Source organism: Parabacteroides sp. merdae-related_45_40, from assembly GCF_001915675.1.
Genome location: NZ_MNQY01000100.1, coordinates 22,951 through 33,819 on the forward strand (window position 1 = coordinate 22,951; position 10,869 = coordinate 33,819).

At 45.0% G+C, this 10,869-nt stretch carries 10 protein-coding genes and 1 pseudogene; 4 read left to right on the forward strand and 7 right to left on the reverse strand.

The features are described 5' to 3' along the window. Positions 1-25 precede the first annotated feature (25 nt). The 4 genes from argC to argR all read right to left on the reverse strand — a co-directional run bounded on the left by argC (position 26) and on the right by argR (position 3,330). On the reverse strand, positions 26-994 hold the full coding sequence (gene argC, locus BHV83_RS11705) for an N-acetyl-gamma-glutamyl-phosphate reductase (RefSeq protein WP_005637011.1): 969 nt from the start codon (positions 992-994) through the stop codon (positions 26-28). Then, positions 991-2,190: an argininosuccinate synthase gene (locus BHV83_RS11710; RefSeq protein WP_005637008.1), complete on the reverse strand. Its 1,200-nt coding sequence runs from the start codon at positions 2,188-2,190 to the stop codon at positions 991-993. Before BHV83_RS11710 ends, argC begins: the two co-directional genes overlap by 4 nt. A 42-nt stretch (positions 2,191-2,232) precedes the next feature. Next, entirely contained in the window at positions 2,233-2,814 is a 582-nt protein-coding gene (locus BHV83_RS11715; protein WP_005637006.1) for a GNAT family N-acetyltransferase, read from the reverse strand. A gap of 72 nt (positions 2,815-2,886) precedes the next feature. Continuing rightward, complete coding sequence (gene argR, locus BHV83_RS11720) at positions 2,887-3,330, reverse strand: arginine repressor (protein ID WP_005637004.1); 444 nt, start codon at positions 3,328-3,330, stop codon at positions 2,887-2,889. Positions 3,331-3,512: 182 nt separating this feature from the next. On the opposite strand from argR, the gene BHV83_RS11725 reads away from it, so the two are divergent. Further along, positions 3,513-4,310, forward strand: a complete 798-nt coding sequence (locus BHV83_RS11725; RefSeq protein ID WP_005637001.1) for a M48 family metallopeptidase — start codon at positions 3,513-3,515, stop codon at positions 4,308-4,310. A gap of 472 nt (positions 4,311-4,782) precedes the next feature. On the opposite strand, the gene BHV83_RS11730 is transcribed toward BHV83_RS11725, so the two are convergent. Next, positions 4,783-6,576 (reverse strand): MutS family DNA mismatch repair protein, encoded by a 1,794-nt coding sequence (locus BHV83_RS11730; RefSeq protein WP_353743781.1) that lies wholly within the window; start codon positions 6,574-6,576, stop codon positions 4,783-4,785. A gap of 155 nt (positions 6,577-6,731) precedes the next feature. On the opposite strand from BHV83_RS11730, the gene BHV83_RS11735 reads away from it, so the two are divergent. From BHV83_RS11735 to map, 3 genes are all read left to right on the forward strand, one after another. Then, a complete protein-coding gene (locus BHV83_RS11735) occupies positions 6,732-7,592 on the forward strand; it encodes a phospholipase A (RefSeq protein WP_005636995.1) in 861 nt (286 codons plus the stop codon). A 73-nt stretch (positions 7,593-7,665) separates the two neighbouring features. Beyond that, the gene (locus BHV83_RS11740) at positions 7,666-8,676 is read left to right on the forward strand and encodes an AI-2E family transporter (RefSeq protein ID WP_005648014.1); all 1,011 of its coding nucleotides are present in this window, start codon (positions 7,666-7,668) and stop codon (positions 8,674-8,676) included. Between the two features lie 33 nt (positions 8,677-8,709). Continuing rightward, positions 8,710-9,570, forward strand: a complete 861-nt coding sequence (gene map, locus BHV83_RS11745; RefSeq protein ID WP_122122162.1) for a type I methionyl aminopeptidase — start codon at positions 8,710-8,712, stop codon at positions 9,568-9,570. 121 nt (positions 9,571-9,691) lie between these two features. Here the strand turns inward: map and mscL are convergent, their stop codons facing one another. Beyond that, entirely contained in the window at positions 9,692-10,114 is a 423-nt protein-coding gene (mscL, locus tag BHV83_RS11750) for a large-conductance mechanosensitive channel protein MscL (protein ID WP_005648010.1), read from the reverse strand. A gap of 72 nt (positions 10,115-10,186) precedes the next feature. Further along, a pseudogene (locus BHV83_RS11755) lies at positions 10,187-10,572 on the reverse strand (hydroxylamine reductase); the annotation flags it as partial. Positions 10,573-10,869: the final 297 nt, after the last annotated feature.

Consider the following 10,869-nt stretch of genomic DNA (forward strand, 5'->3'; position numbering starts at 1 on the left):
CGATAAATCATCATTTGTATATTAATTAAAACGCTGAAGGCTTCAGATGCAACCCTACCGTCTCTTCCAAGCCGAAGAGGAGGTTCATGTTGTGGACTGCTTGGCCGCTCGCTCCCTTCAGCAGGTTGTCTATCATCGAAACGATCAGCAGCTTGTCTTCCTGTTTCAACAGATAGATCAAGCACTTGTTCGTATTTACCACTTGTTTCAGATCCGGGTTCTTGTCGGTGATGAAAGTGAAAGAGTGATCAGCGTAGTATTCTTCATAAATACGCTTGATCTCATCCAGTCCGATTTTGCAATCCAGATAAGTCGTGGCAAAGATACCTCGTGAGAAATTACCTCTCACCGGGATAAAGTTGACCATACTGTTGAAGCTGTTCTGCAATTGCCGTAGACTCTGTCCGATTTCTGCCAGATGCTGATGCGTGAACGGTTTGTAAATCGAGATGTTATCGTTTCGCCAGCTGAAATGAGAAGTGGACGACGGTTTGACTCCAGCTCCTGTCGATCCCGTGATTGCATTTACATGCAAATCCGAGTTCAGCATCAGATGCTTGGCCAGTGGTAAAACAGCTAATTGGATACAGGTGGCAAAACATCCGGGGTTTGCAATATGCTGTGCGTTGCAGATACGGCGTCGGTTCAGTTCGGGCAGGCCGTAGACGAAATCGTGTTCAGGGCTTTCGATGCGGTAGTCCATACTGAGATCGATGATCTTCACGTTTTCGGGTACGGTATGACTCTCCATGAACTTCTTCGTATCGCCGTGAGCGGTACAGAAGAAAAGGAGGTCGATCTGGTCCAGCGGCAGTTCATCGGTAAATATCAAATCTGTTTCGCCATACAGTCCGCTATGCACGTCCGTGATCTTGTTGCCGGCATTGCTCGTACTGTTCACAAATGTAATCTCGGCGTCCGGATGATTCAGCAGCAAGCGGATCAATTCGCCTGCCGTATATCCTGCACCTCCAATAATCCCGACTTTGATCATATTTCTTCGTCCTTATGGTTGTTGTAATAAACACGCAGTGGAGTGGAAGTGACCTTGATGAAACCTTTTGCATCTTCGGCTGTCCAACCTTTCTGCATTTCTCCGTATTCTCCGAACTTGGTCTTTACCAGATCGTCTTTTGAATCGACGCCGACAGTCGAGAACGAAAGCGGGCGAAGTTCCAAAATGACAGTACCGTTCACATTGCGCTGTGATTCCTGCAACATAGCTTCAATGTCGCGCATAACCGGTTCGAGATACTGGCTTTCGTGGAGGAACATTCCATACCAGTTGGCAACCTGGTCTTTCCAGTATTGCTGCCATTTGCTAAGCGTATATTTTTCGAGGAAGCGATGAGCGCCGATAATCAGCATTGGAGCGGCTGCTTCAAATCCTACACGTCCTTTGATGCCGATGATCGTATCTCCCACATGCATGTCACGGCCGATACCGTATGCAGCACCGATTTCTTCCACCTTCTGGATGGCAGCGATTTTGTCTTCGAATACTTTACCGTTCACGGCATGGATTTCACCGTTTTTGAATTCAAGACGAAGTTCTTCGCTGCCAGTCTTTGTCACTTGTTTCAAATAAGCACTTTCCGGCAGACCTTGTGTGGAGTCGAGAATTTCGCCGCCGCAGATGGAAGTTCCCCACAAACCTACATTGTAGGAATATTTCAGTTTCGTGAAGTCTGCTTCGAAGCCATGTTCTTTCAGATAGTTGATTTCGTAGTCGCGGCTCAATGCCATATCGCGTGTCAGCGTGATGATCTCGACATTCGGAGCCAGCACCAAGAATGTCATGTCGAAGCGGATCTGGTCGTTTCCGGCTCCTGTGGAACCGTGGGCGATCGCATCGGCACCGATCTCGTTTGCATAGCGGGCGATTGCCAACGCCTGAAAAATACGTTCCGAACTGACGGAGATCGGATAAGTACCGTTACGGAGTACATTTCCGAAGACCATATATTTCAGGCTCTTTTCATAATATTCTTTTGTTACGTCAATTGTCACATATTTAGTTGCCCCTAACTTATAGGCGTTTTCTTCGTTTTGTTTCAACTGTTCTTCGCTGAAACCGCCTGTGTTGGCACAAGCTGCATACACTTCATATCCTTTTTCCTTGGCCAGATACATAACAGTAAAAGATGTATCCAATCCCCCACTAAATGCGACTACTACTTTTTTCTTCATTTTGTATACCTGTATTGATCTTTATTTTTTAATTCTTAATTTTTAATTCTTAATTTCCCTCGCCTCTCTCTCGGCCCGATGAGGATCGTCCGGATCGAAGAGCATTCCGGTACAGATGCAGTAACGGCGGCCGGTACGTTCGAGGATATCATGGTTGACACAGCCTTCGCAACCTCTCCAGAAAGCCTCGTCGTCTGTCAGGTCGGCAAAGGTAACCGGCACATATCCTAATTCCGTATTCATTTTCATGACGGCAGCACCCGAAGTCAGACTAAAAATCTTGGCGTGAGGCCAGCGCATACGGGCCAGCTGGAAGGTCATCTCCTTGATTCTTTTGGCAATGCCCAATCCTCGAAAGTCGGGATGCACGATCAGGCCGGAGGTGGTCACATATTGTTTGTTACCCCAAGACTCGATATAGCTGAAACCTGCAAATTTGTTACCTTCTAAAGCAATGACGGCTTTTCCTTCCTTCATCTTTTGGGCAACGTATTCATGTGTACGCTTGGCGATACCGGTTCCGCGCACTTTGGCGGCGGCTTCGATCGTGTCGAGGATGATATCTACATATTCCTCGTGACAGGCTTCAGCGATCATCACATCAATTTTTCTTTCTTGTTCCATTTTTATGTTTGTTCTTTTATCTTCTGTTGTTAGTGGGAACAAACGATCAGTTCCCTATACATTATATATATATTATATAAAATGAGCCAATGCTTTTACGATCTTGTCCCGGCTGATCCCTTCGCGCGGGATGATCAGGATCGTGTCGTCTCCGGCAATCGTGCCCAGTATTTCGCAGGGCGCATGCGTATCGATATCCGAAGCAATCCCCATTGCATATCCCGGGCGGGTCTTGACAACGGCCAGATTACCCGAAAACTCGATGTTGGGATGATACTGCGTTTGCTCTTTCACTGGTTGCATAAGTGCTGAATAATCGGGCAGGCGATATACATAATTTCCGTCCCCGTCATGTACTTTGATGACTTTCAGTTGCTTTATGTCGCGTGACAGGGTCGCTTGGGTAACCTGGAATCCGCTATTTTCCAACTGTTTAAGCAGCTCTTCCTGATTTCCTATTTTCTCTGTCTGTATAATGCGGCAGATGGCATCCAATCGTTCTTTTTTTGTACTCATACTTGTATATTTATGCAACAAGGCTGCAAATATAAAGAGTATAATTGAATAATTATGCAAGTGTGCCTTCTTTTTTTGTATAAATCTTCATATTCTTTATCTCTTGAGCAAAAAGCCTTTACGAATTGTTTATTATGAAGAGAAATCATAATTTTGCAAATAGTATAAATAAAGGATAAAAAATGAAGAAGATTACAAGTTTATTCGTCGCCATGTTGCTGTTGCTAAGCAGTTGCGGAAGTGTCCCGTTGACCGGAAGAAAGCAGGTTTTGCTTGTTTCGGATCAGGAAGTGCTGTCGTCCAGCCTGACCCAATATTCTGATTATATGAAATCGGCTAAGAAATCATCATCGAAAGACGGTGCCGCTATGGTGACACGTGTTGGTAAAAAGATAGCGGCCGCTACTGAACAATATCTGAGAAACAACGGGTTGGAGAGCGAAATCAAGAATTTTGCATGGGAGTTTAACTTGGTGAACGATCCGCAGGTCAACGCGTTTTGCATGCCGGGGGGTAAAATCGTTGTCTATGAAGGACTGATGCAGTTGGTTTCGTCGGACGATGAATTGGCCGTCGTGGTCGGTCATGAAGTGGCGCATGCCGTAGCCAAACACAGCAACGAGCGTATGAGTCAGCAGTTGATGGCACAATACGGTGCGCAGATATTGGGGCAGGCGTTAAGTAATAAGTCGGCTGCTGTCCAGAAGATCGGTGCTTCCGTTTATGGCTTGGGTGCTCAATACGGTGTTATGTTGCCATTCTCACGCAAACACGAATCCGAGGCGGATTATATGGGACTGGTCTTTATGGCAATGGCCGGCTATAATCCCGCAGTTGCCGTCAACTTCTGGCAAAAAATGTCAGCCGGCAAATCCGGCTCCACTCCTGAATTTATGAGCACGCACCCCAGTGATGCCACCCGTATTAATGAGATTAAGCAGCATTTACCGGAGATAGAGAAGTACAGGGTAAAGAAATGATTTGTCACCATGATATGTCTTGTCCTGATTTAGATTGGCCATGCCTCCCCGTTTTACCTCTATATATTTAAGAGAAAAACAAGGACACTACAATATTAATTAATCAACAAATACACAGGTATTAACAGCATTACTACCACTCCTTTGCTTTTCGCCCTTAGTCGAAAAGGTTTTTGACCAGTGTCGAAAGGGCTTTTGACCAAGGGCGAAAAGGTTTTCGACTAAAGGCAAAAGGTCTGTGGGCTGGCTGTTTGATAACAGTAGCATGGCAATTGTCTTTTAAATAGGACCTTCCGAGGCCGACTTTATCCCTGATGAAGGCAAACGCAAACGGTGAAGCCGTTTTTTACTACCAACATTCATCTGTCAAAAGTCCCAATAAGGGTTATTGTCTGTTTTGGTGACATGTCTTATCATTGTCTTTGTCCTGAATGATTAGGGTGGGCCATAAAATTTCTTCGGTATAGGCATGTTATACCGTTATCCCCATCTTCTTCATCAAGAAGCAGGCATTCATATTTTGGGCTATCCCTTCTCTGAGTTGGTAGGAAAATGTCAGTTCGTTGTCTTGGATATCGGCCTCAAAACGATAATTCTTGATCTGGTTCGGGAATTCCTTTTCAAGTTCGCCTAACGCCAGATCGTGTGTGGCAATGATACCGCAAGCCTGATTCGCTACCAGCTGTTTCATCAAAGCAAGGGAACCTTTTTGTTTGTCGATCGAATTGGTCCCTTTCAGGATTTCATCTAAAATGATGAATAGCTGTTCGCCCTGTTGCAAGCGATCGATAATCATCTTCAGCCGTTTCAGTTCGGCAAAGAAATAAGACTCATTGCTTGCAAGAGAATCGGAAGTACGCAGGCTGGTCACCATCCGGGCCGGATATAAAGTCAGAGACGCCGCACAAACCGGAGCACCGATACAGCCGAGCAGATAGTTGACGCCGATGGTACGCAGGTAAGTGCTTTTTCCTGCCATATTCGCTCCCGTAATAATCAGGAACCAGGGACTTTTCCGGATCTCGATGTCATTCTTTACGCATATGTCCCGGCGCAGTAACGGATGTCCGAGCGCTTTGCCTTCCATTTTGAAATATACGTCTGCTATCTCAGGATAAATGTATTCCGGGTGATTGAAGGCAAATCCACCCAGCGAACAGTAAGCATCGAACAAAGCCAATGCTTCGAACCAACGTTCCGTATCCTCTCCATGCTCTATCTTCCATTTTTCCAGCTTTATCGCCATGCGGGTATCGCGCAAAGTGAAAATATTCAGTATGACGCCGATTGCACTGAAACGTTGGTTCAGCGCACCGATATGTCCGGAGAGTTTTTTGATGATCGAAGAGGCCGTTTGCCCGTCGCTTGCAAACCGGTTGTGGATATCGGCGAGCTCGGCGGATTGAAAGTTTTCACCTTCGATACATTTGATCAGCTCGGAATAAGTCTGCAATATTTGCTCCATTCTGTCCAAAGAATTGTGTACCGTAGCGATCTGCTTCGCATTGAGATAAGCGATAATGAAAGACAATCCGAAGAACATGCCGGCTATCGATACCGGGAGCAGGTTCAGTGCACATCCTATCGCGACCAATACCCAGATGGAAGGGATCAGACAGATGAGCAGTTTCCATATTTTATTGTTGATCAAGCAGGGAGCCGCTTTACTTAATAGAGAAATAAGTTGTTGGTCGTCCTTGTTTCCCGGATGCAGAATGCCTGTCACATAGAAATGTTGCCGGAGCTGTGTGAACGATTCCAGTTCGCGGATCGCTTCCTGGCGTCTTAATATCATAGCCTTGTCGGTGAGTGGTTGCATAAACCAGCCGGCCAGCTTCTCTTTTCCCATGAAAGTAACCGTGCGGTTGACGGACTGGAAAAGCGAATGGTTTCCGAACAAATCCAGATCAAGGCTGAACGAATGTTCTGCGGAACTTTTTTCCGGTGCTCCGTCGAACGCACTGAAATCGTAATCCAACCCGTTCAGTTCGTTTTTGCACAGGTTCGCCAGTGCTTCGGCGTAACATTTCCGGGCGAAGAGCTTGGTGTGCCAGACCATTAGAGCGATAAACGGGATAGTAAACAAGACGGCGATCCCGGCCAGCACTTTCCAGTCTTCGGATTTGAAGAACCAGACCATGGCGATCAGACCGGCGACCAACAACAAACGGATGCTTCCGAGCAAATGAATTTTTTTCTTCAGGTTATCGGCCCTGCGGGTGTAAGCCGTGACAATATCTTGGTAATAGTTGTATATCTTTTCCATGCCTGCAAAGATAAATAAAAATGAACTAACCATTCTGTAATTGGTTTTATTTAAAAGAATGATAACGAAATGACCAATATAGGTGCTAAAGAGGCGAATTATCATTCATTGATTCGTATATCTTTGCTAAGGTTTTTATCGACTCAATAAACTTGATGCGTTTTATGAAAAGGATCGTGATGCTTCTGTTTCTGTCTGTGATGGTCTGTACCCTCTCGGCACAGGAAAAAAAAGGAGAAACTATCGGGGAAAGGATCGTGGCGAATGCTTATAACGCCGACAGTATCCGCGGCATTTTGGACAAGATGCCGTATTTCACCCTGTTCAAGGACAATTACTTCGTGGGAGGGACGACTCTCGGACATAAACCGACTGCTGCCAATTCGGACGTGAAGTTTCAGTTGAGTATCGCCCAACGACTGACAAAAAGCAAATTGCCGTTCGATACTTATCTGTTTATCCAGTACACTCAGAAGGCTTTTTGGAATGTCTTTCAGGAATCGTTGCCCATGAAGGACCTTAATTTTAATCCCGGTATCGGTCTGGGGCATCTGATCGTCTACCATAATAAATATATAGGTAAAGGGTATCTTATGCTCGAACATGAATCGAACGGGAAAGACAGCACCGCTTCCCGCAGTTGGAATAAAGTCACTTTTGCGGTTGCGATTACCCTCTCGCCGAATTGGGAGGCACAGTTCAAGACCTGGATACCGATTGTGGATGGTGAGAATAATAAAGACCTACTGAAATATAACGGGATCTTTCAGGTCGCCGCCAATTACCGGACCGACAACCGTCGTTTTAATTGTGGTGTGATCCTGACGAAGCGTAAGACTTGGACCAGCTTTAACACACAGGTCGAATTGAGTTACAAATTTAACAATAATGAGAATCAATATTTCTTCCTGCAATATTACAATGGTTATGGGGAAAATCTATTGGAATATAATAAGTTCAAAAGCATGATAAGGATAGGCTTCGTTATCAAGCCTTCCGATTTCAGCCTGTATTGACAGAAGACGATAAACAACCGCTCTCCTGTATTGTTATTTATATATACATTGTATAATAATGCAAAATAACAAAATGAATGTAAAGGAACAATACTGGAAATACTCTCTGGTTACGATTATCGTAGTGCTGGGGACGATTCTTTTTGTGGAATTCATCCCTTTTCTGGGAGGTATCTTGGGCGCTTGTACCATTTATATATTGGTTAGGAAACAAATGTTGTATCTGACCGAAAAGAAACATTTGCGGCGTAGCTTCGTTGCTGTAATCCTGTTGCTGGAAACGATCCTCTGTTTTTTGATACCGCTTTCGCTGGCTGTCTGGTTATTTATCAACAAACTGCAAAATTTCAATCTGGACCCGACTCAATTGGTCAAGTCGGCGGAACATATTGCGAACCTGATCGAGCAACGGACCGGATACGACGTGCTCGATACCTCCAATATCATGTCTGCTGTCTCCATTCTCCCGAAGATAGGGCAGGTCTTGATGGGAGGAATCAGCGGTTTCGCCATCAATGTGGCCGTACTGGTGCTGATACTTTATTTCATGCTGATTGGTGGTGCCAAGATGGAAAAGTATGTCTACAGCATTTTGCCTTTTAGTGACGAGAATAAGAAAAACGTCTTGAACGAGATCAATATGATCGTCACCTCCAACGCAATCGGAATTCCGTTGCTGGCCATCATCCAAGGGCTGATCGCTTTGCTCGGATATTGGATATTCGATGTGCCGAGTCCTTTCCTTTTCGGCTTTCTGACCTGTTTTGCCACGATCATTCCGGTTGTAGGTACAGCGTTGGTCTGGTTGCCGCTGGCTCTTTATATGACGTTGACAGGAGATTGGGTGAATGCTGCCGGACTGACGGCTTATGCTTTGATTATCATTACGAATGTGGATAACCTGATTCGTTTTATCTTGCAGAAAAAAATGGCGGATACTCATCCGCTCATTACCATATTCGGTGTGATCATCGGCTTGTCTCTATTCGGTTTTATGGGGATTATCTTTGGGCCGCTCCTGATTTCGATCTTTATACTTTGTTTCAATATATTCAAGGAAAAGTATCTGGATAATGCCCGATAACTGCTACTTTTGTATGGATAAATAAACAAAGCCATGCATAGCAGAAGAATAAAAAACAATTGGCACATCATCAAAGGACAGCCTCTTACCGAATTAGACAAAAAAGTGCTTTACTATCAGAATAAAGGCCACCTGGTGCCGTCACGCAAACTGATCAAGACAGCAGAACAGATCGAAGGCATCCGCCGGAGCAGTGTGGTGAATACCGGGGTGCTCGATTTGGTTGCAAGAGAGATCAAGGCCGGTATGTCTACTGCCGAGATCGATAAGTTGGTATATGATTATACCGTTTCGCACGGGGCTATTCCGGCGCCTCTGAATTATGAAGGGTTTCCGAAAAGCGTCTGCACTTCTGTCAACGAGGTGGTCTGCCACGGTATTCCCAGTGAAGATGAGATATTGGAAGAGGGGGATATTATCAATGTAGATGTTTCGACTATCTTGGACGGGTATTACTCGGATGCTTCCCGTATGTTTATCATCGGTAAAACGACATCTGAAAAGGAAAAGCTGGTGCGGGTGACGAAAGAGTGTCTTGAAATCGGTATGCAGGCGGCGAAACCGTTCGGTTTTGTCGGTGATATCGGCAATGCCATCCAACGCCATGCGGAGAAGAACGGGTATTCTGTCGTCCGTGATTTATGCGGTCATGGTGTCGGATTGGAGTTCCATGAAGAACCGGAGGTCTGCCATTTCGGACGAAAGGGGACAGGGATGCTTCTGGTTCCAGGTATGGTATTCACGATCGAACCGATGATCAACATGGGAACCTGGCAGGTCTTTATTGACGAAGAAGACGGATGGACAGTCGTTACCGAAGATGAACTGCCTTCCGCTCAATGGGAACATACGTTCCTGATGACGGAAACGGGGCTTGAGATATTATCTTATTGATTGATATAGGTTGGCGGAAGGAGATGTCGAAACAATATCCTGCTGACTAATCGACATGATTTAGGCACGGAATTTAATCCGTGCCTAAAAGAGCGTGATACAAAGGTGTTTTGATATCGTCTTATTTTTTGTCTTTCAACAAATCACGTATCTCGGTAAGCAACTGTATATCGGCTGGAGGAGGAGCCGGAGCTGCCGGTGCTTCTTCTTTTTTCTTGTTCAAGGCATTGATTCCTTTTACTAACATAAAAATAGAAAATGCGATAATGATGAAATCGAAAGTCACCTGCAAAAAGTTTCCATAGTTGATGGAAACAGCTGGCGAGACAACTTTGTCACCGTCCATTACAGCCTGTTTCAGTATGATCTTTAAGTCGGTGAAGTTTACGCCTCCGATCAGCAGGCCGATAGCAGGCATGATGATGTCACCGACGACAGATGATACGATTTTACCGAAAGCACCGCCGATAATGATACCCACAGCCATGTCGATCACGTTGCCGCGCATGGCGAATTGTTTGAACTCTTGTAGAATCTTCTTCATAATTTAACCTTTTTATGTTATAACTACAAAAGTATACGTTTGGTTGTGGATATCCAAAACAATTTGAGAATCTTATGCTATGATGAACTGTTCTATATCTTTTTCCGGAGTTTGTATGGTGTCGATCCCGAAATTTTCGACCAGGACTTTGGCTACATTCCTTCCAACCCGAATACATCCTGTAGTTTCATGGCGATCAATGCTAGTGAATAGCTGTCGTTGCATTGTCCGGCATCCAGTACGCGGGGAATGCCGTTGATATCTCCTAACGGCAGTTTGTTGTACCGGTACTTGGCGCAACCTGCTGTCAGAATCACGCAGTCATCCGGCAATTGTTCGGCAAATTCGGTATAGTAGTTACGGTTTTTCATGCGCCCGTCGCATCCGGCCATGACGACAAACTTACGGATTGCCCCGCTTTTCACGGCATTGACGACTTTATCAGCTAATGCTAACTGGCCGGCAACTCTGAAAGGACTTTTACAGGGACAAATGGTGAATGATGCGGGAAAGTTGGTTGTGATAGAAGAACTTATGTATGCAATAGTTGAGGCAAATGGCAAAATAACTCAGCTGTTTATTTTCCTTTTTATCATGATAATATCCCAATATTTTTTCTTGCGTACCTTAAAGATAGAGTATTTGTATCCAGAGCGGAACGTATAAAAAAGTTTTCAAACCATTTGGAAGTTTGTATTAGAAGAATTACTTTTGCACCCGCATTCGAGCGAGAAGGTCGGCAGTTAACATGATGA

Bases quoted from the DNA above. Each gene is read 5' to 3' on its own strand.
- argC (WP_005637011.1), bottom strand. From the start codon at position 994: ATGATCAAAGTCGGGATTATTGGAGGTGCAGGATATACGGCAGGCGAA.
- BHV83_RS11730 (WP_353743781.1), bottom strand. From the start codon at position 6,576: ATGGAAAAGATATACAACTATTACCAAGATATTGTCACGGCTTACACC.
- map (WP_122122162.1), top strand. From the start codon at position 8,710: ATGCATAGCAGAAGAATAAAAAACAATTGGCACATCATCAAAGGACAG.
- argR (WP_005637004.1), bottom strand. From the start codon at position 3,330: ATGAGTACAAAAAAAGAACGATTGGATGCCATCTGCCGCATTATACAG.
- BHV83_RS11710 (WP_005637008.1), bottom strand. From the start codon at position 2,190: ATGAAGAAAAAAGTAGTAGTCGCATTTAGTGGGGGATTGGATACATCT.
- BHV83_RS11715 (WP_005637006.1), bottom strand. From the start codon at position 2,814: ATGGAACAAGAAAGAAAAATTGATGTGATGATCGCTGAAGCCTGTCAC.
- BHV83_RS11725 (WP_005637001.1), top strand. From the start codon at position 3,513: ATGAAGAAGATTACAAGTTTATTCGTCGCCATGTTGCTGTTGCTAAGC.
- mscL (WP_005648010.1), bottom strand. From the start codon at position 10,114: ATGAAGAAGATTCTACAAGAGTTCAAACAATTCGCCATGCGCGGCAAC.
- BHV83_RS11740 (WP_005648014.1), top strand. From the start codon at position 7,666: ATGAATGTAAAGGAACAATACTGGAAATACTCTCTGGTTACGATTATC.
- BHV83_RS11735 (WP_005636995.1), top strand. From the start codon at position 6,732: ATGCGTTTTATGAAAAGGATCGTGATGCTTCTGTTTCTGTCTGTGATG.